Raw genomic sequence first — 18662 nt, forward strand, 5'->3', positions numbered from 1 at the left:
TCAAAAAAATCACTTGGAGTACAACTCAACGACAAGCTGCTCGTTATAGGGCTCCTGCACATCTGCACGCTCGGGAACAGCAAGAAATACCGCTTTTTTGTTGGCTTTGTCCACCTGGACCCATGCCGGAATCCTCGATTCGGAGGCTTTGTTCAGCGAATCGGCCACGGCATCGAGATTGCGGCTCTTCTGTTTGAACTCTATCTGATCACCAGGAGCGATCAGATAGGAAGGAATGTTGACCTTCTTGCCGTTGATCAGAAGATGACCGTGAGAAACGAGCTGACGAGCGCCTGCTCGCGACGGAGAGAACCCGCAGCGATAAACGACGTTATCGAAACGTCTTTCTAGCAGCTTCACCAGGTTGTCACCGGTAACGCCACGCTGCGAAACCGCTTTTTTGTAATAATTTCTGAACTGCTTTTCGAGGATGCCGTAAAGATATTTCATCTTCTGCTTTTCCCTCAACTGCAGTGCATACTCCGACACCTTGCCCTTGCGGGACTGACCGTGTTCGCCCGGAGCATACGGACGTCTTTCGAGATATTTTTCCGCCTTGGGAGACAGCGCTATCCCTAACCTGCGTGATACTTTGGTAATTGACCCTCTGAATCGTGCCATAGCAATTGCTTCATTGAAAATTCTTGATATAAACCGTCAGACCCTTCTGCGCTTGGGCGGCCTGCAACCATTATGAGGCAGGGGCGTAATGTCGCGGATAGTCTTCACCTCCAGACCAGCTCCCTGAAGCGCTCTGATTGCGGCATCGCGTCCGGCGCCAGGGCCTTTGATGAACACATCGACGTGACGCATGCCGAGATCAAAAGCCTCCTTGGCAGCAGCCTCGGAGGTGACCTGCGATGCGTACGGGGTATTTTTCTTGGATCCCTTGAAGCCGTTCTTGCCGGCGCTCGACCATGATACCGTATTGCCGAGCGTATCGGTAATAGTCACCATGACGTTGTTGAACGAAGCCTTGATATGGACGGTACCCTCCGGGGTAACCTTGACTTTCTTTTTTTTCCTGCTCGCTGTTGCCATGAGTCTGTCGGTGTTTTATCTCTCTTGTTTGCTTGATTGCTCCGAACCTTACTTCTTACCAGCCTTCTTCTTGCCGGCAACCGTCTTGCGCTTGCCTTTTCTGGTGCGGGCGTTGGTACTGGTGCGCTGGCCGCGTACCGGGAGTGAGCGCCTGTGGCGAAGACCACGGTAGCACCCGATATCCATCAAGCGTTTGATGGAAAGCTGCTGTTCAGCGCGAGCCTCACCTTCAACGGTGTACTCGTTGCCGATGATTTCCCTGATAGCGTGCGCCTCCTGGTCGCTCAACTCGGAGATTTTCTTTTCAGGAGCGATTCCGGCTTTGGCGAGTATGTTCTTGGCGGATGTTTTTCCGATGCCATAAACATAGGTCAAGCCGATGACCGCATGCTTGTTCAATGGCAAATTAACTCCAGCTAACCTCATATGTTTTTCTCAAATCTGTTGATTGTTCCTGAAGATCACCCCTGGCGCTGCTTGTGGCTTGGATTCACCTTGCAGATCACAAATCGTTTTCCTTTGCGCTTGATAATCCTGCAGTGCTCGCAACGTTTTTTGATAGACGAATATATTTTCATGGTAAACCCCACATGCTATGGTTGTCCGGTCAGTCCAAAATATGAAAAGGCATGTAATGTAATAAATACATCCCTAAAAATCAACCGGATAAAGGACGATAAATTCTGTTTTTTACTTGTACCGGTAGGTAATCCTGCCTTTTGTCAAGTCATAGGGAGATATCTGAACCTTGACCTTGTCTCCAGGAAGGATTCTGATATAGTGCATCCTGATCTTGCCCGATACGTGAGCAAGCACTTCAAGGCTGTTCTCCAGCTTGACCCTGAACTGTGCGTTGGGAAGTGCTTCAAGAATTTCGCCTTCCACCTCAATTGATTCTTCCTTGGCCAATGTATCTCTCCGCTGTCTGATCGTTATGTTATACTGCTGATGCGTACCCTTTCGACTTTACTTTGTCAGAATCTCAGCCGCTCCTTTGCGGATAGCGATGGTATGCTCGAAATGCGCCGAATGCCGTCCGTCCTCCGTTACGGCCACCCAGGCGCCCCGTTTGCTCACTGCGCGGCGCGAACGCCCGATGGCGATCATCGGCTCGATGGCAAGCGTCATTCCAGCGCGAAGCCTCACGCCAGTATGGGGCCTTCCGTAATTAGGCACCGCAGGCTCTTCGTGAAGTTCGCTGCCAATGCCATGACCAACCATATTCTCGATGACACTGTATCCAAATGAGCGTGCATGCTTTTCGATAGCTGCCGAAATATCGTGCAGGCGGTTTCCTTCGACGGCCTGTTCGATGCCAAGCATAAGACTCTCGCGAGTAACATGAACCAGTTGCCGGACGGCGGGATCGACCTCGCCGACGATGTACGTCCGCGCGGCATCTCCATGATATCCGCTCTTATAGACTCCGCAATCAACCGAAACGATTTCGCCTTCGTGAATGATTCGCTTGGCGCTCGGCACTCCGTGAACCACCTCCTCATCGATCGAAACACAGAGTGTCGCCGGATAGGGAGTCACGCCTGGCTCACCTTTCGGAACGTAATTCAGAAAACTCGGTACGGCGCCGTGATCTCTGATGAACTGCTCGGCAAGCTCGTCGAGGCGTTTGGTTGACATGCCTGGAGCAATCTCCTGCTCGAGCATGTCGAGTACGCGTCCGACCAGTCCACCGGCCTCCCGCATCAGCTCAATTTCCCGTTCGCTTTTTATGGTGATCATGACCTGGCCTCGCTTATCGGCGACCTTTCGCCTTGGCCGTCTTCATGAACCCGTCATAGTGACGCATCATCAAGTGGCTCTCGACCTGCTGAAGCGTATCGAGTCCAACGCTGACAACAATGAGCAGGCTGGTGCCGCCAAAAAACTGGGCGAATCCAGGCGTGACGTTAGCGAACTTGGTGAGGAATGTCGGTAAAATCGCAATCAGGGCAAGCGTGATCGCTCCCGGCAGAGTGATCCTCGTGAGGATGTTGTCGATAAACTCCTCAGTGCTTTTACCGGGGCGGACACCAGGGATGAATCCCCCCTGACGGCGCATGGTATCTGCGACCTCTTTCGGATTGAAGGCGATAGCCGTATAGAAATAGGTGAAGAAAACGATCATCAATCCAAAAATGAGCGCATACCACCAAGAGTCGTAGGCGAATGCCGCTGCGACTTTCTGCATTGCCTCGCTTTCGGGAAAGAAAGACAGAAACGTGCTGGGCAAAAACATGATCGACTGGGCGAAGATGATCGGCATGACGCCAGCCGTGTTGATCTTCATCGGAATGTACTGCGTACCGCCGCCGTAAACCTTGCGGCCAACGACGCGCTTGGCGTGCTGAACCGGAATCCTTCTCGTGGCGACAGTCAGAAGTACGACGAGCGCGACAATGCCGGCCATGAGCGCCATGATGACGATCTCGACAATCCAGTTCTTGCTGCCGAGCGAGACCGACTGAACTTCAGCCATCAGCGAGGCCGGAAACCTTGCCAGTATACCGATCATGATGATGAGCGATATACCATTGCCGATGCCGCGCTCAGTGATCAACTCGCCGAGCCACATGACAAAGACCGTACTGGCGGTGAGAATGACGATCGCGGTGATGGCAAAGAAAAAGCCCGGCTCAGGAACAACCACCTTGCCGAACGATGACGGGCTTGACAGGTTCACGCTCACGCCCCACGCCTGCAACAACGATATGAGTATCGTGCCATAGCGCGTGTACTGATTGATTTTCTGGCGTCCCTCCTCACCCTCTTTCTGGAGCTTCTGCACATAGGGCGTCACCGCTCCAAGCAACTGGATGATGATGGAGGCCGAGATATAGGGCATGATGCCGAGAGAAAAGATCGAGGCGCGAGCGAACGCGCCTCCGACAAACAGATCGAACAGACCGAACAGGTCGTTGGAGTGAGAAGTTGTCGCGCTCGCTACCGCAGCGGCGTCAACCCCTGGAATGGTGATATGCGATCCCAGCCTGTAAACGAACAGAAGCAGGAGGGTATAGACGATACGCTGCCTTAACTCCGGGATTTTATTGATATTCCTGATACTCTCAGTAAGCTTCATGGCAGCTCATTCCCTGGTTCAAGACTTGACCGATTTTTTTGCTTTCTTGACCTTTACCACTTTTGCTTTCGGAGTCAAAAGAGCCTCGTCGAACGGCAGACCGTTGACCTTGGCAGCCTCTTCGAGGGTGCGGTAGGCTTTAACGATCTTTCCGCCGGCATTTGTGATCTTCTCTTCTGCGCTCTTGCTGAAGAAGTGAGCTGTGATAGTCACCGCGGAGGTAAGTTCACCGTCGCCGAGCACCTTGAAATACTCCTGGTTGCTGGCGTTGCACAGGTGCTTGAGATCGAGCACACTGATCTCTTCGCCGATCAGGCCCTTCTCGATCCACATCTGGATCTGGGCGACGTTGACGCAAGCCACAGCCTTTCTGTTGGGCGGAGTGAAACCGAATTTCGGAAGTCTGCGGTAGATCGGCATCTGGCCACCCTCGATGACCGGACGCTGGTAGCCGCTTCTTGCCTGCTGACCCTTGTTGCCCTTGCCCGCTGTCGTACCATTACCTGAACCAGGGCCGCGGCCGACCCTCTTTCTTGACTTGACTGCACCTTTGGCAGGGCTGAGTGAACTTAAATCCATTGCTGTGATTCCCGACTTTCTTTATTGATTCTGTTAAAGCTCTTCAACCTTGACAAGGTGCTGGACGACGCGAATCTGACCTCTGGTACAGGCGTTGTCCTTTATTTCGACCTTGTGGTTCGGCCTTCCCAGACCGAGAGCCTTGATCGTGTCTTTCTGCTTCTTGGTGCCACCGATAACGCTGCGCACCTGGGTAACCTTTATCATTTTCTCGTTCATGGTCGCCTTGTTTCCTGTTTAGCTTTCAAATACCTCTTTCAGGCTCTTCGAACGGCGCTCTGCAACATCATTGGCGTCAGAGATGCTCTGAAGGCCTTTGATAGCCGCCTTCACCACGTTGTGTGGATTTGAAGAACCGAGAGACTTGGTCAGGATGTCATGTATGCCGGCCATTTCAAGCACAGCCCTGACCGCACCGCCGGCGATAAGACCGGTACCGGGAGTAGCCGGCTTCATCAGCACTTTTGCCGAACCGTATTTGGCGACGATCTGGTGGGGGATGGTTCCCTTCACGATCGGCACCTTGATGACGTTCTTCTTGCCATCTTCAACGCCTTTGGCGATGGCGTCCTGAACTTCGTTCGCTTTTCCGAGTCCGTATCCAACATGACCTTCCTTGTCACCGACAACCACAATAGCGTTGAAACCGAAGCGCTTGCCACCTTTGACCACCTTGGCGGTCCTGTTGATGTGCACCAGCTTCTCTTTCAGATTCAACTCACCGGGCTTTATACTCCTGGCAGATTTTTTCGACATGTACGTTCTCTTTGAAAAGTTTTAAAAGATCAGGCCAGCTTCACGAGCGCCGTCGGCCAGAGCCTTGATGCGACCGTGATACCGGAATCCGTTCCTGTCGAAGACGACGCTGGAAATGCCCTGCGCAAGGGCCTTGTCGGCAAGCTGCCTGCCGACGGCGGCGCTCACCTCGGATTTGGTGCCGGAAAGCCCGGCATTCTCTTTCGACATGGTCGATACCGCCATGAGGGTCTTGCCGCTCTGGTCGTCGATGAGTTGCGCGTATATCTCTGAAAGACTCCTGAACACGCACAGTCTTGGCCTTTCAGGCGTACCGTACACCGTGGCCCTGCTTCTTGCCTTGATTTTCTGCCTGCGGGCAGCTTTATCGATTTGGCTCATTATCTCTAACCGTATAAATGTTTTTTACCTTACTTGTTTGGATCGCGAAGCGGCGCGGCTTACTTGCCGGCAGCCTTGCCTTCCTTGCGGCGGACAACCTCGCCTTCGTATTTGATACCCTTGCCGCGATACGGTTCCGGCTTCCTGAAGGAGCGAATCTTGGCGGCGATCTGGCCTACCAGAGCCTTGTCGATACCGCTGACAAGAACGGTGGTCGGATCCGGAACCTCGATTTTGATCTCAGAGGGAGCCTGGAAGTAGATCATGTGCGAGTATCCGAGGGTCAGCGCCAGCATGTCGCCCTTGAGTTCGGCGCGATAACCGACGCCGGACATTTCGAGCTTGCGGGTGAACCCTTTGGTGACGCCCTCGACCATGTTGCTGACCAGCATCCGGTACAAGCCGTGCATGGCCCGCGCGCGCTTGCTGTCGTCCTTTCTCAGGACGCTCACGGCGCCGTCGGCAACCGAAACGCTCACCTCATCGACCAGTGCCTGACAGAGCGCGCCCTTCGGTCCGGTGACGTTAATCATATTGTCCTTGACCTCGACCTGAGCCTGATCGGCAAGCCTGATCGGCATTTTTCCTATTCTTGACATGGTAAACTGATGCTCTTTGGCTTGTGAAATTAATAAATACGGAACAGCACCTCGCCACCGACGTTCTGCTCGCGCGCTTCCTTGTCGGTCAGGATGCCTTTCGAGGTCGAAAGGATAAACAGACCAAGCCCGCCGAGGTATCGCTTGATATCCTTGCCCTGATAGACCCTGCGGCCGGGTTTGCTGACCCGTGAAATCTCCTTGATGGCGTGTCGGCCATCCTGAATGTATTTCAGCTCGACGCGGATGAAGGGAAACTGCTCGGTGCTGATTACCGTGTAGTTCTTGATGTATCCTTTTTCCACAAGAAGCTTCGAGAGATTCTCCCTGACTCTGGTATAAGGAATATCGGTCGTCTTGTTTTTTGCACTACCGGCGTTTCTGATCCGGGTGATAAAATCGGCTATGGAATCCGTTACGGGCATGGCTCTAACAGTTGGTTACATTCGTAAATGAACAGACATCTTTCTCTTGATCTCCGCAGAGGCGCGCTTACCAGCTCGCTTTTCTGACGCCGGGAAGCTTTCCTTCGAGAGCCAGCTTGCGGAACATGTGGCGGCAAAGCCCGAACTTCTTGTAGTTACCGCGACCACGTCCGGTCAGGACGCAGCGGGTGCGAACCCGAGTGGCTGAACTATCTCTCGGAAGCTGGCTCAGAGCCTGGTAATCGCCTGCCGCTTTCAGCTCCTCACGTTTAGCCGCATACTTTTCGACGAGCTTCTTCCTCTTTTCGTTTCGCGCAATGATGCTTTTCCTTGCCATCTTGGTACAGGGCTATGATTTATTGGTTCTTTTTCTTGAACGGCATGCCAAGCAGGGTAAGCAGCTCGTAAGCCTCTTCGTCCGTTTTGGCGGAGGTGACGAAACTGATATCCATGCCATTGATTCTCGGCACCTTGTCGATGTCGATTTCAGGGAAGATAATCTGTTCGCGGATACCTGCGTTATAATTTCCACGGCCATCGAAGCTCGTGTCGCTCAGACCACGAAAATCGCGAATCCTCGGCACGGCGACCGAAATGAAGCGGTCAAGGAATTCGAACATGATCTTGCGGCGAAGGGTGACGCGGCAACCGATGGCCTGACCCTCGCGGAGCTTGAAGTTCGAGATCGCTTTCTTTGCTTTGCGAACCTGCGGCTTCTGTCCGGTGATCTGACCGAGTTCCTGCATTGCGGTTTCGAGCAGTTTCGGCTCCTGCGCGGCTTCGCCGACGCCGATGTTCACCGAAATCTTTTCGAGGCGGGGCACCATCATGATGCTCTTGTACTTGAATCGCTCCATCAGTTTCGGAACGACAGTCTCGCGGTAGTAAACCTCAAGGCGGGCAGGCATTGCAACTTCCTGCTCTACACTCTCTTTTTTGGACATCTTTTCTTTTACCTTTTCACAGGATGGTCTTGGTCATCCTGTCATTTAACGAAATCTCTGTCAGCTCTTTTTCACGTTGGAGGCATGAATCGGAAACTCGCGCTCGATGATCGAGCCCTGAGGCACTCCCTGGGTGGGGCGCATGTGGCGCTTCCTGATGTTGACGCCTTCGACGATCACGCGGCCCTTCTGGGGGAACACTTTCAGGACTTTGCCCGATTTTCCCTTGTCGTTGCCGGCGATGACGGTGACCTCATCGTTCTTCCTGACGTGGAGCTTGACCTTTTTAATACCAGTTTTCATGATTGACCTGTATGATAGTAATTCATAAACGTGAGCGGGAGACGGGACTCGAACCCGCGACCAACAGCTTGGAAGGCTGTGACTCTACCAGCTGAGTTACTCCCGCTGATCGGCTCTCAGAGAACCTCTGGAGCCAAAGATACGATCTTCATATATCTTTTATCGCGAAGTTCGCGTGCGACTGGCCCGAAAATACGGGTGCCTCTCGGTTCGCCCTGCGCGTTGAGCAGCACGACGGCATTCTCGTCGAATCTGATATAGGAGCCATCTTTTCTCTTCTGCTCCTTGACGCAACGGACAACGACTGCCTTGCAGACATCTTTCTTCTTGACGACGCCGCCAGGAACCGCAGCCTTGACCGATACCATGATCTGGTCACCGAGCGCGGCATAGCGCCTGCCGGTTCCACCGAAAACATGAATACACCGTACTTTTTTCGCTCCGCTATTATCGGCGACAACCAGATTAGTCTCTTTCTGGATCATCCTGCATTAACCCCTGTTAAATGATAGTAAATCCGTTACTTGGCCTTTTCGACGATTTCAACAAGCCGACAGCTTTTGTTTTTGCTGAGCGGCCTGCACTCGGTGATTTTCACCAGATCGCCGATGCCCGCCTCGTTCTTTTCGTCGTGAGCCATCAGGCGGGTAGTCTTCTTGAAGTACTTTTTGTAGACCGGATGCTGAACCCTGCGCTCGACGGCAACGACGATACCTTTATCCATGCTGTCGCTTACAACCTTGCCCAACCAGCTCTTTTTTTTGGCTCTCGCTTCAGCTACACTTGACATTGCTGCGTTGTCCATTTGTTATTCTTCCTGTTGAAACCGTTTAATGTTTACTGTCGCACCCAGTTTTCAGGCGTTGCTCTTTTCCTGCATCTCGATCTGGGTGAGCCGGGTTTTCATCCGGGCGATATCACGCTTGGAATTACGGAACACCATCGGGTTCTGCGGCGGTTCAATCGCTTTGTAAAAGTTGATATCGGCCAGCCTGTTTTCCAGCTCTTCGATCTTTGCGAGGAGCTCTGTTTTGCCCAAGGCCACTATTTCGTAGTTTTTCATTATATGCTTTCCTGGCGGTTAGATTGCACGTTATCCTTCGTAATCTGGCCTGACGATGAATTTGGTCTTGATCGGCAGCTTCTTTGCGGCGAGCCTGAACGCTTCCGCGGCGATCTCGCGCGACACACCGTCGGCTTCGAACATCACGCGGCCCGGCTTGACGACGGCAACCCAGAACTCCGGCGAACCTTTACCGGAACCCATTCGGGTTTCCGCAGGCTTCTTTGAAACCGGCTTGTCAGGGAAAATCCTGATCCAGATTTTTCCGTCTCGCTTCATGTAACGGTTCATGGCGACGCGTGCAGCCTCGATCTGCCGACTGGTGATCCAGGCCGGTTCGAGCGCTTTGAGTCCGAAAGTACCGAACGACACCGCCGTTCCGCGCTGCGCGTTCCCCTTCATCCGGCCCCGCTGTGACTTTCTATATTGAACCCTCTTTGGCATTAACATACCAGCAACTCCATTCTTTTCAGATTATATAGTACTTGAGCGCGATCAGGCCTTCTTCTGCGGACGGCGGCGGCGCTTGGCGCCACGGGCATCGCCACGGCCTCCCCTGTTGCGCGAATCGTTACGGCGATCCTGCATTTTCTTCATCTCTTCCTCTTCGATAGCGTCGAGCCTCTGAACGAGCACCTCGCCTTTATAGACCCAAACCTTGATGCCGATAGCTCCGGCGATGGTATGAGCGGTCACGCTGGCGTAATCGACGTTGGCGCGAATCGTGTGAAGCGGAATCTTGCCCTCTTTGTACTGCTCAGCGCGGGCGATTTCAGCGCCGCCGAGACGGCCTGCGCAGCGAATCCTGACGCCCTCGGCGCCGGCCCTCATGGCCTGCTGGATCGCCATCTTCATGGCGCGACGGAAAGAGACGCGGTTTTCGAGCTGATAAGCGATGTTCTCGCCGATGAGCTGTGCTTCGATTTCCGGCTTGATCACCTCGACCACGTCGATCTTGACCTCTTTGCCGGTGATGCGGGTCAGCTCCTGCGAGAGATTGTTGATCTCCTCACCCTTGCGACCAACGACAGCTCCGGGACGAGCGGAGTAGATATTGATCTTGATATGCTTGGTCGTGCGCTCGATAACAATTTTGGCAATACCGGCCTTCTCTTTTTTCAGCCTTGCCTGAACGTAGTTGCGGATAACCTGATCCTGCTTGATCTTGTCGGCGATAACCGGTCCGTCATCGTACCAGCGGGAAGTCCAGTCTTTGATGATTCCCAGCCTGAATCCGGTTGGATTTACTTTCTGACCCAATGTTATCTCCTTGTTTATTTGGTTACCTTGTTCTCAACCTTATCGACGACGATGGTCAGGTGATTCGAACGCTTGCGAATCCTGTAGGCCCGACCCATCGGAGCAGGAAGGAGCCTCTTGAGCGAAGAGCCTTCATCGACAAAGATCGCCTTGACGAACAGCTCGTTATCGCTCGCCCTTTCGTCGGGATTGAGCTGTGACCAGTTCGCAACAGCCGATTTGAGCGTAACCATCACGTTACGGGAAGCACTTTTGGTGGAGTTGTGCAGGATGGCTTTCGCCTGATCGACCTGCTTGCCACGAACAAGGCCGGCCACGAGCCGCATTTTTCTGGGCGACGTCGGTGTATGCCGTAAAATTGCTTTAGCTTGCATGATATCTCTTACCTTTCCGCGTTATTCAGTTTATTTTTTCCTGGGTGCCGAACCGCCCTTTTCAGCCTTGCCGCCCGCATGGCCGCGGAACATCCTGGTCGGAGCGAATTCACCAAGTTTGTGGCCAACCATGTTTTCGCTGACGTAAACCGGCACATGGCTCTTGCCGTTATGAACCGCTACGGTATGACCGACAAAGTCAGGAGAGATCATCGAACTTCTCGACCAGGTTTTCACCACCTTCTTCTCACCTTTGCTGTTCATATCAAGGATCCGCCTTTCCAGCTTGAAATCGATGAACGGGCCCTTTTTCAGTGATCTTGGCATAATTCTCTCTGCTTGTTGTTAATTACCGCTATGTTACTTGGCTTTTCTGCCGCGGACGATCAACTTCGTCGAGGCTTTTTTCTTGTTCCTGGTCTTCAGACCTTTGGCAAGCTGACCCCATGGCGACTTTGGATGCTTGCGACCACCGCCTGATTTGGACTTGCCTTCACCACCGCCCATCGGGTGATCGACCGGGTTCATGGCCATACCGCGAGTCTGGGGGCGAATACCGAGCCAGCGGCTGCGTCCCGCTTTGCCGAGACTGATGTTTTCGTGCTCCGCGTTGCCGATGACACCGATAGTCGCGCGGCACTCGATACGGACTTTTCTGATTTCGCCTGACGGCATTTTCAGGGTTGCGTAGTTGCCTTCGCGAGCGGCAAGTACGGCGTATGCGCCGGCTGACCTTGCCATCTGACCGCCTTTTCCGGCTCTCAGCTCGATATTGTGCACATTGGAACCGATCGGGATGTTCTTCAGCGGCATGGTATTGCCAACCCTGATGTCCACCTTTTCGCCGCTTTCGATGCGGTCGCCGACCTTCAGATTTTTTGGAGCGAGAATATAACGTTTTTCTCCGTCAACATAATGAAGAAGTGCAATCCTCGACGAACGGTTCGGGTCATATTCGATAGCAGCGACTTTTGCCGGAACGTTGTCCTTGTTGCGCTTGAAATCGACAATACGGTAGAACCTCTTGTGACCTCCGCCCATGTGTCGCGAGGTAATCCGTCCGTTGGTGTTGCGGCCACCGCTTTTCTTGAGCGGTACGAGAAGACTTTTTTCCGGCTCACTCTTGGTGATCTCCTCGAAACTTGCGTATGAAGCGAACCTTGTGCCCGGAGTGTTCGGAGCTAATTTCCTGACTGGCATCGTACTGTTTATCTATCCGGTTGTTAATCTTATTTCTCGCTCTTTTCCGCCGGCTTGGCATAGTAGTCGATCACCTGGCCTTCGCCGAGGGTCACGACGGCTTTCTTCCAGTCGTTCTTCTTGCCGGCGATGATGCCTTTGCGGGTATGTTGCCGCTTTGACTTGCCGAGGCAGTTGATGGTGCGGATGGAAACGACATCGACACCGAACTTTTCTTCGACCGCTTTCTTGATATCGAACTTATCGGCGTCCATCTTGACCTGGAACATATACTGGCCTTTCTGCTCGGTGAGTTTTGTGCTCTTTTCGGTCAGCCACGGCCGCAACAACGGGTTTTTCATTGCAATCTTCTCCTTTTTACTGGCAAACGGTAATTACCCTAATGTTTCTTCTATTTTCTGCAGGGCGGCCTTCTGGAAAAGCACGGCCTGGCTGTTGAGGATATCGTAGGTCGAAGCCTGGTCGGCGATCATGACGTTCAGCTTCTCGATGTTCCTGCCGGAGGTGCTGACCACGTTGTCGTAAAACGGCATCATGAGCAGCGTCTTCTTTTCGACGAGACCGAGACTCTTGAGCATGTCTGCAACCGGACGGGTCTTGATCGCTTCGAAGCTGAAATCCTCGACCACGACAATCTGACCGGCAGCGGCCTTGGCGCTCAACGCCGAACGGCGGGCAAGCTGCTTGACCTTGCGGTTGACCTTCTGCTCGTAGGTACGCGGCACTGGACCAAAGATCGTGCCGCCGCCAACCATTGTTCCCGAACGGGTAGAACCCTGGCGAGCGTTGCCGGTGCCTTTCTGGCGGAACGGCTTCCTGCCGCCGCCGCGAACTTCAGCGCGGGTCTTTGCTTTATGGGTACCCTGGCGGCGATTGGCAAGAATTGCCTTCACATCCAGGTACATGGCGTGTTCAGAAACTTCAACGGCGAAAATCTCATCGTTCAGCGTAACCACTTCACCGGTTTCTGCGCCTTTTATATTGAGCACTTTTAATTCCATTGTTCTCTGCACTCACCGTTTACTTGGTTGTTGAAACAATCTTGACATAGGAGTTCTTCGGACCGGGCACAGCGCCTTTGACGACGATGATATTCGATTCGGGCATTACCTTGACGATCACGAGATTCTGAACCGTCTTGTTCTCACCGCCCATTCTGCCGGCCATCCGGGTACCTTTGAAGGTTCTCGAAGGATCGGAGGAGCCGCCAACCGAACCAGGGGCTCTGAGCCTGTCGGACTGACCGTGCGTTCTCGAACCGCCGCCGAAGTTGTGACGCTTGACGACACCGGCAAAACCTTTACCCTTGGTGACGCCGAGCACATCGATCTTGTCGCCCTCCTTGAAGATATCGACTGGCACGGTAGCGCCAGCAGCAAGCTCTTCCGGGATCAGGCTCTTGCTGACTTCGGAGAGAATGTATCCGGGATTCTTGCCAGCTTTTTTATAGTGGCCCGCCAGAGGCTTGGAGACCTTTTTTTCATCACGCTCGCCAAAGCCGAGCTGATAGGCATCGTAGCCATCTTTCGCCGTGCTCTTTACCTGAGTTACATAACACGGTCCGGCCTGAATCACCGTGCAGGGAACAGCTTCGCGTTTATCATTGTATAAACGGGTCATGCCGATTTTTTTCCCGAGAATCGCACCCATATCCGATTAGCTTTTCTATTTACTTTAAAACACTTTATGACTTGATTTCCACATCAACGCCGCTCGGAAGCTCAAGCTTCATGAGCATATCAATCGTTCTGGCCGTCGGGTTGACAATCTCGATCAACCTCTTGTGCGATGAAAATGCGAACTGCTCACGGGATTTCTTGTCCACATGAGGTGAACGGTTGACCGTATAAACATGAGTTTTCGTGGGCAGCGGAATGGGGCCAAAAATGATGGCATCCGTCTGCTTGACCACATCGATAATCTTCAAAGCCCATTTATCAACGAGGCTATGGTCGTACGACTTGAGCTTGATCCTGATCTTTTGCTGAACAGCCACTGGTCTATCCCTGTTTCGATGGTTTCAATAAAAATGGGGCGAGTGCGATAGCTCGCCCCGGGATAACAATCAATCGATTTACTCGACGATCTTGGTTACCGAACCGGCACCAACTGTACGGCCGCCCTCGCGGATAGCGAACCTGAGGCTCTCTTCCATGGCGATAGGAGCGATCAGCTCGACATCGACCGAGAGGTTGTCGCCAGGCATAACCATCTCGACACCTTCAGGAAGCGTCACCGAACCGGTGACATCGGTGGTTCTGAAGTAGAACTGCGGACGATAGCCGTTGAAGAACGGCGTGTGACGACCGCCCTCTTCCTTCTTCAGAATATAAACCTCGGCCTTGAACTTGGTGTGCGGAGTGATGCTGCCGGGCTTGGAGATAACCATGCCGCGCTCGAGTTCGTTCTTGTCAACGCCACGCAGAAGCAGACCGGCGTTGTCGCCTGCCTGGCCTTCGTCGAGAAGCTTGTTGAACATTTCGATACCGGTGACGACCGATTTGCGGGTCGGTTTGATACCGACGATCTCGACTTCCTCGCCAACCTTGACGTGGCCCCTCTCGATCCTGCCGGTACCGACGGTACCACGACCGGAGATGGAGAAAACGTCTTCGACCGGCATCAGGAACGGCTTGTCAACGTCGCGGACAGGCTGCGGAATGTAGTTGTCAACGGCATCCATAAGCTCCATGATGGCTTTTTCGCCTTCCGCATCGCCTTCGAGGGCTTTCAGTGCGGAACCTTTGACGATCGGAATATCGTCGCCAGGGAAACCGTACTCGGTGAGAAGCTCGCGGAGCTCCATTTCGACCAGCTCGAGGAGTTCCGGATCGGCGATATCAACCTTGTTCAGGAAGACGACCAGCGCGGGAACGTTCACCTGACGGGCAAGCAGGATGTGCTCGCGAGTCTGGGGCATCGGGCCATCGGTACCGGCAACGACGAGGATAGCGCCGTCCATCTGGGCAGCACCGGTGATCATGTTCTTGATATAGTCAGCGTGGCCGGGGCAGTCGATATGCGCATAGTGGCGCGCTTTGGTCTGATACTCGACGTGCGCAGTCGAGATGGTAATACCACGCTCCCTCTCCTCAGGCGCCTTGTCGATGTCGCCGAACTCACGGAAAGAGGCCATGCCCTGCTTGGCGAGAACGCTGGTGATTGCTGCGGTAAGGGTGGTTTTACCGTGGTCAACGTGACCGATTGTACCAATATTTACGTGGGGTTTATCCCTCTTGTATGACTCTTTAGCCATAACTATTCTCCCTGTCGGTTATCTTTTTAATGATGCGGTGATGAAAAACTGTTATTCGGAATCCTTGCCAACCCTCTTTTCCTGCAAAGCTTCGGCGATGCTGCGCGGCACCTCGCGATAGCTCTCGAACTCCATCGAGTAGTTTGCGCGGCCCTGGGTCATCGAACGAAGATCTGTCGAATAGCCGAACATCTCGGAGAGCGGCACCTTGGCGCTGACGAACTGAGCGCCTGCGCGCTGCCCCATGCCTTCGATGTGGCCGCGGCGCCCAGAGAGGTCGCCCATCACATCGCCGAGATACTCTTCCGGCGTGATGACCTCTACCTTCATGATCGGTTCGAGCAGCACAGGGTTGGCCTTTTTGGCCGCGCCTTTGAAGCCGATGGAACCAGCAATCTTGAATGCCATTTCCGAAGAGTCAACCTCGTGGTACTTACCATCGATCAATGCGACCTTGATATCCTGCATCGGGAAGCCGGCGACAACGCCGTCTTTCATCGCCTGCTGGATACCGGCGTTGACTGCCGGGATATACTCTTTCGGAATCACGCCGCCTCTGATCTCATCGGCGAATTCGTAGCCTTTGCCCTCTTCGAGAGGCTCGACCCTGAGCACGACCAGACCGAACTGGCCTTTACCGCCGGACTGGCGAACGAACTTGCCTTCGTATTCAACCTTGCCGCGAATGGTTTCGCGATAAGCGACCTGCGGCTGACCGACGTTGGCCTCGACCTTGAACTCTCGTTTGAGACGATCAACCAGAATTTCGAGGTGAAGCTCACCCATGCCGGCGATGAGCGTCTGGCCCGTTTCCTCATCAGTTTTCACCCTGAAGGTCGGATCCTCTTCGGCGAGCTTGGCAAGTGAGATGCCCAGCTTGTCAGAGTCCGCCTTGGTTTTTGGTTCTACCGCGATCTCGATGACAGGTTCAGGGAACACCATCTTTTCGAGCACGATAGGGTTACTTTCGTCGCAGAGCGTGTCGCCGGTTCTGACATCTTTCAGACCGACTGCGGCGGCGATATCGCCAGCATAGACCGCGTCACGCTCTTCGCGCTTGTTGGAGTGCATCTGCAAGACGCGTCCAACGCGCTCTTTTTTGCCAGTGACCGAGTTGAGCACATAGCTGCCAGCGTTGAGTACGCCGGAATAAACACGGAAGAAGGTAAGCTTGCCAACGAACGGATCGGTTGCGATCTTGAAAGCAAGACCGGCAAAAGGCTCCTCGTCCTTCGGCTGACGGACGACAGTCTCTTCGGTTCTCGGGTGATGTCCCTCAACCGAACCCACATCGACCGGCGAAGCAAGATAATCGATAACGGCGTCGAGCATGAACTGCACACCCTTGTTCTTGAACGACGAACCGCAAAGCACCGGGATGATGGTCACGCCGAGCGTCGCCTTGCGAAGTACGACGCGAACCTCGTCTTCGGTGATCTCTTCGCCATTGAGATATTTTTCAAGCAGGGTGTCATCAACCTCGGAGACCGCTTCGAGCATATTGATGCGCCAGGTGCGGGCTTCGTTTTCGAGGTCATGCGGAATTTCAACTTCGGTGTAGGTGCTGCCATCTTCCTTGTCGTAGATGATCCCCTTCATGCGGATCAGATCGACGAAACCGGCGAAGATTTCGCCCTGGCCGATCGGAATCTGAATCGGTACCGGATTGGCGCCGAGGCGCTCGCGGATCGCCTTGACCGTATCGAAGAAGTCCGCGCCAACGCGGTCCATCTTGTTGACATAAGCGATTCTCGGTACGCCATATTTATTGGCCTGACGCCAGACAGTCTCGGACTGCGGCTCGACGCCGCCTACAGCGCAGAACAGCGCAACCGCGCCATCGAGCACACGAAGGGAGCGCTCCACCTCGACCGTGAAGTCAACGTGACCAGGAGTATCGATAATATTGATTCTGTGGTTGTGGCCGATGTAGCTGCCATACTTCGGAGTCCAGAAACAGGTCGTCGCGGCCGACGTGATCGTGATGCCGCGCTCTTTCTCCTGCTCCATCCAGTCCATGGTAGCGCCGCCCTCATGAACTTCGCCCATCTTGTGCAAGCGACCAGTGTAATAAAGAATCCTCTCCGTGGTCGTTGTCTTGCCCGCATCGATATGGGCCATGATCCCGATATTCCTGACTTTATCTAACGCAACCTGCCGTGCCATAAATCAACCTATTTTAATAATTCCTGCCTAACAGACTCAGAACCTGAAGTGAGCGAACGCCTTGTTGGCCTCAGCCATGCGATGCACCTCATCGCGCTTTTTCACCGAAGCACCCTGCTCGTTGGAAGCGTCGAGCAATTCGGCGGCAAGCTTCTCGGCCATCGAACGACCGCCGCGCCTGGTGGCAAACTGCTTGATCCAGCGAAACGCGAGAGCTGTTCTTCTGGAAGCCGGAACCTCCATCGGAATCTGGTAGGTAGCGCCACCGACCCTCTTGCTGCGAACCTCGACCAGCGGAGCGACATTGCCCATCGCCTTGCGGAACACTTCGAGCGCGTTGCCATCTTCGACCTTGCTCGAAATGATATCGAAAGCATCGTACACAACCTTGGTCGCCACAACCTTCTTGCCATCGAGCATGATCGCGTTGATCAGACGGGAAACCGTCTCATCACCGTAACGGTGATCGCCGACGCGCGCTCCGTACCCAGAACCCTTCTTTGCCATTTATAATCCGAGTTAAGATTCAGTTTTATTTTTTCTTTGCTGGAGCAGCGCCGGGCTTCGGAACCTTCGCGCCGTACTTGGAGCGGCTCTGCTTGCGGTCGGCGACGCCCGACGTATCGAGGGAGCCGCGAACGATATGATAACGCACACCAGGAAGATCCTTGACCCTTCCGCCACGGATCAGCACGATGGAGTGCTCCTGGAGGTTATGGCCTTCACCGGGGATGTACGCAGTCACTTCGATTTTGTTAGACAGCCTGACACGAGCAACCTTGCGAAGCGCGGAGTTCGGTTTTTTGGGGGTAGTCGTGTACACACGGGTGCAGACACCTCTTTTCTGGGGGCATTTTTCAAGTGCCGGTGAGGCGGTCTTGGACGCCTTCATACTTCTTCCGTGCCTGATAAGCTGCTGAATCGTCGGCATACAATAAACTCTTTTCTATTTCGTTTGAGACTTCCGGTGAAAATCATTCAGGGAAAACCATAAGGACGACCAAAGTAAAAGATTTACCCCAAAAAACAAAATTCCATCTATCGTTTTTTTGACTTATCGACCTCTTTTCTCCATTTTTATAATCCACCAGCACAGCATGGACCCAATTCGAGCGGCTGGCATCTACAGAAAAGCTGGCATGCCCTGACTAGTGGGGGGGCCGGTGGGGGGGGGGGGGTGCAGGGGGGGGGGGGGGGGGGGGGGGGGGGCGGCGGGGGCCGGGCCGGGGGCGGGGG

General features: G+C 53.8%; 32 protein-coding genes and 1 tRNA gene. All 33 read right to left on the reverse strand.

The features are described 5' to 3' along the window. Positions 1-9 precede the first annotated feature (9 nt). The gene (gene rpsD, locus FGF66_RS09735) at positions 10-621 is read right to left on the reverse strand and encodes a 30S ribosomal protein S4 (protein ID WP_139457453.1); all 612 of its coding nucleotides are present in this window, start codon (positions 619-621) and stop codon (positions 10-12) included. Positions 622-657: 36 nt separating this feature from the next. Then, positions 658-1041: a 30S ribosomal protein S11 gene (gene rpsK, locus FGF66_RS09740; protein ID WP_069810988.1), complete on the reverse strand. Its 384-nt coding sequence runs from the start codon at positions 1039-1041 to the stop codon at positions 658-660. Between the two features lie 48 nt (positions 1042-1089). Further along, a complete protein-coding gene (gene rpsM / locus FGF66_RS09745; RefSeq protein WP_139457454.1) occupies positions 1090-1467 on the reverse strand; it encodes a 30S ribosomal protein S13 in 378 nt (125 codons plus the stop codon). 35 nt (positions 1468-1502) lie between these two features. Next, positions 1503-1619 carry a 50S ribosomal protein L36 gene (gene rpmJ, locus FGF66_RS09750; RefSeq protein ID WP_010933819.1) on the reverse strand — a complete coding sequence of 39 codons (117 nt, stop codon included), beginning with the start codon at positions 1617-1619 and terminating at the stop codon, positions 1503-1505. A 112-nt stretch (positions 1620-1731) separates the two neighbouring features. Continuing rightward, positions 1732-1950, reverse strand: coding sequence for a translation initiation factor IF-1 (gene infA, locus FGF66_RS09755; protein WP_069810990.1), 219 nt, complete (start codon positions 1948-1950; stop codon positions 1732-1734). Positions 1951-2007: 57 nt separating this feature from the next. Next, positions 2008-2781 (reverse strand): type I methionyl aminopeptidase, encoded by a 774-nt coding sequence (map, locus tag FGF66_RS09760; protein WP_139457455.1) that lies wholly within the window; start codon positions 2779-2781, stop codon positions 2008-2010. Between the two features lie 13 nt (positions 2782-2794). Then, positions 2795-4120, reverse strand: a complete 1326-nt coding sequence (secY, locus tag FGF66_RS09765; protein ID WP_139457456.1) for a preprotein translocase subunit SecY — start codon at positions 4118-4120, stop codon at positions 2795-2797. Positions 4121-4138: 18 nt separating this feature from the next. Next, on the reverse strand, positions 4139-4699 hold the full coding sequence (rplO, locus tag FGF66_RS09770; protein ID WP_139457457.1) for a 50S ribosomal protein L15: 561 nt from the start codon (positions 4697-4699) through the stop codon (positions 4139-4141). Positions 4700-4732: 33 nt separating this feature from the next. After that, entirely contained in the window at positions 4733-4918 is a 186-nt protein-coding gene (gene rpmD / locus FGF66_RS09775; RefSeq protein WP_139457458.1) for a 50S ribosomal protein L30, read from the reverse strand. Between the two features lie 18 nt (positions 4919-4936). Further along, positions 4937-5455, reverse strand: a complete 519-nt coding sequence (rpsE, locus tag FGF66_RS09780) for a 30S ribosomal protein S5 (RefSeq protein WP_069810994.1) — start codon at positions 5453-5455, stop codon at positions 4937-4939. Between the two features lie 21 nt (positions 5456-5476). After that, positions 5477-5836: a 50S ribosomal protein L18 gene (gene rplR / locus FGF66_RS09785; protein ID WP_139457459.1), complete on the reverse strand. Its 360-nt coding sequence runs from the start codon at positions 5834-5836 to the stop codon at positions 5477-5479. A 59-nt stretch (positions 5837-5895) separates the two neighbouring features. Further along, entirely contained in the window at positions 5896-6435 is a 540-nt protein-coding gene (gene rplF, locus FGF66_RS09790) for a 50S ribosomal protein L6 (protein ID WP_139457460.1), read from the reverse strand. Positions 6436-6464: 29 nt separating this feature from the next. Next, the gene (gene rpsH / locus FGF66_RS09795) at positions 6465-6860 is read right to left on the reverse strand and encodes a 30S ribosomal protein S8 (RefSeq protein ID WP_139457461.1); all 396 of its coding nucleotides are present in this window, start codon (positions 6858-6860) and stop codon (positions 6465-6467) included. Positions 6861-6927: 67 nt separating this feature from the next. Further along, complete coding sequence (gene rpsN / locus FGF66_RS09800) at positions 6928-7197, reverse strand: 30S ribosomal protein S14 (RefSeq protein WP_139457462.1); 270 nt, start codon at positions 7195-7197, stop codon at positions 6928-6930. A gap of 19 nt (positions 7198-7216) precedes the next feature. After that, positions 7217-7768 carry a 50S ribosomal protein L5 gene (gene rplE, locus FGF66_RS09805; protein ID WP_139457463.1) on the reverse strand — a complete coding sequence of 184 codons (552 nt, stop codon included), beginning with the start codon at positions 7766-7768 and terminating at the stop codon, positions 7217-7219. Between the two features lie 96 nt (positions 7769-7864). Next, complete coding sequence (gene rplX, locus FGF66_RS09810) at positions 7865-8107, reverse strand: 50S ribosomal protein L24 (protein ID WP_139457464.1); 243 nt, start codon at positions 8105-8107, stop codon at positions 7865-7867. 33 nt (positions 8108-8140) lie between these two features. After that, positions 8141-8213: transfer RNA gene (locus tag FGF66_RS09815), tRNA-Gly, on the reverse strand. Positions 8214-8223: 10 nt separating this feature from the next. Further along, complete coding sequence (gene rplN, locus FGF66_RS09820; protein ID WP_010933832.1) at positions 8224-8592, reverse strand: 50S ribosomal protein L14; 369 nt, start codon at positions 8590-8592, stop codon at positions 8224-8226. Between the two features lie 35 nt (positions 8593-8627). Beyond that, a complete protein-coding gene (gene rpsQ / locus FGF66_RS09825; RefSeq protein ID WP_139457465.1) occupies positions 8628-8897 on the reverse strand; it encodes a 30S ribosomal protein S17 in 270 nt (89 codons plus the stop codon). Positions 8898-8963: 66 nt separating this feature from the next. Next, positions 8964-9170: a 50S ribosomal protein L29 gene (gene rpmC / locus FGF66_RS09830; RefSeq protein ID WP_139457466.1), complete on the reverse strand. Its 207-nt coding sequence runs from the start codon at positions 9168-9170 to the stop codon at positions 8964-8966. 30 nt (positions 9171-9200) lie between these two features. Then, the gene (gene rplP, locus FGF66_RS09835) at positions 9201-9620 is read right to left on the reverse strand and encodes a 50S ribosomal protein L16 (protein WP_139457467.1); all 420 of its coding nucleotides are present in this window, start codon (positions 9618-9620) and stop codon (positions 9201-9203) included. A 45-nt stretch (positions 9621-9665) separates the two neighbouring features. Beyond that, positions 9666-10430, reverse strand: a complete 765-nt coding sequence (gene rpsC, locus FGF66_RS09840; RefSeq protein ID WP_139457468.1) for a 30S ribosomal protein S3 — start codon at positions 10428-10430, stop codon at positions 9666-9668. Between the two features lie 14 nt (positions 10431-10444). After that, complete coding sequence (gene rplV / locus FGF66_RS09845; protein WP_139457469.1) at positions 10445-10804, reverse strand: 50S ribosomal protein L22; 360 nt, start codon at positions 10802-10804, stop codon at positions 10445-10447. Between the two features lie 30 nt (positions 10805-10834). Continuing rightward, positions 10835-11131, reverse strand: coding sequence for a 30S ribosomal protein S19 (gene rpsS, locus FGF66_RS09850; RefSeq protein WP_139457470.1), 297 nt, complete (start codon positions 11129-11131; stop codon positions 10835-10837). Positions 11132-11164: 33 nt separating this feature from the next. Then, positions 11165-12004: a 50S ribosomal protein L2 gene (gene rplB / locus FGF66_RS09855; RefSeq protein ID WP_139457471.1), complete on the reverse strand. Its 840-nt coding sequence runs from the start codon at positions 12002-12004 to the stop codon at positions 11165-11167. Positions 12005-12033: 29 nt separating this feature from the next. Then, positions 12034-12345, reverse strand: coding sequence for a 50S ribosomal protein L23 (rplW, locus tag FGF66_RS09860; protein WP_139457472.1), 312 nt, complete (start codon positions 12343-12345; stop codon positions 12034-12036). A gap of 33 nt (positions 12346-12378) precedes the next feature. Further along, positions 12379-13005 (reverse strand): 50S ribosomal protein L4, encoded by a 627-nt coding sequence (rplD, locus tag FGF66_RS09865; protein ID WP_139457473.1) that lies wholly within the window; start codon positions 13003-13005, stop codon positions 12379-12381. Between the two features lie 19 nt (positions 13006-13024). After that, positions 13025-13654 carry a 50S ribosomal protein L3 gene (rplC, locus tag FGF66_RS09870; RefSeq protein WP_139457474.1) on the reverse strand — a complete coding sequence of 210 codons (630 nt, stop codon included), beginning with the start codon at positions 13652-13654 and terminating at the stop codon, positions 13025-13027. 34 nt (positions 13655-13688) lie between these two features. After that, positions 13689-14000, reverse strand: a complete 312-nt coding sequence (rpsJ, locus tag FGF66_RS09875; RefSeq protein ID WP_139457475.1) for a 30S ribosomal protein S10 — start codon at positions 13998-14000, stop codon at positions 13689-13691. Positions 14001-14078: 78 nt separating this feature from the next. After that, positions 14079-15260: an elongation factor Tu gene (tuf, locus tag FGF66_RS09880; RefSeq protein ID WP_139457476.1), complete on the reverse strand. Its 1182-nt coding sequence runs from the start codon at positions 15258-15260 to the stop codon at positions 14079-14081. Positions 15261-15311: 51 nt separating this feature from the next. After that, positions 15312-17426 carry an elongation factor G gene (gene fusA / locus FGF66_RS09885; protein WP_139457477.1) on the reverse strand — a complete coding sequence of 705 codons (2115 nt, stop codon included), beginning with the start codon at positions 17424-17426 and terminating at the stop codon, positions 15312-15314. A 36-nt stretch (positions 17427-17462) separates the two neighbouring features. Next, the gene (rpsG, locus tag FGF66_RS09890; protein WP_139457478.1) at positions 17463-17933 is read right to left on the reverse strand and encodes a 30S ribosomal protein S7; all 471 of its coding nucleotides are present in this window, start codon (positions 17931-17933) and stop codon (positions 17463-17465) included. A gap of 25 nt (positions 17934-17958) precedes the next feature. Beyond that, the gene (gene rpsL, locus FGF66_RS09895) at positions 17959-18357 is read right to left on the reverse strand and encodes a 30S ribosomal protein S12 (protein ID WP_069811012.1); all 399 of its coding nucleotides are present in this window, start codon (positions 18355-18357) and stop codon (positions 17959-17961) included. Positions 18358-18662 lie beyond the last annotated feature (305 nt).

Source organism: Chlorobaculum thiosulfatiphilum (assembly GCF_006265165.1).
GTDB lineage: Bacteria > Bacteroidota > Chlorobiia > Chlorobiales > Chlorobiaceae > Chlorobaculum > Chlorobaculum thiosulfatiphilum.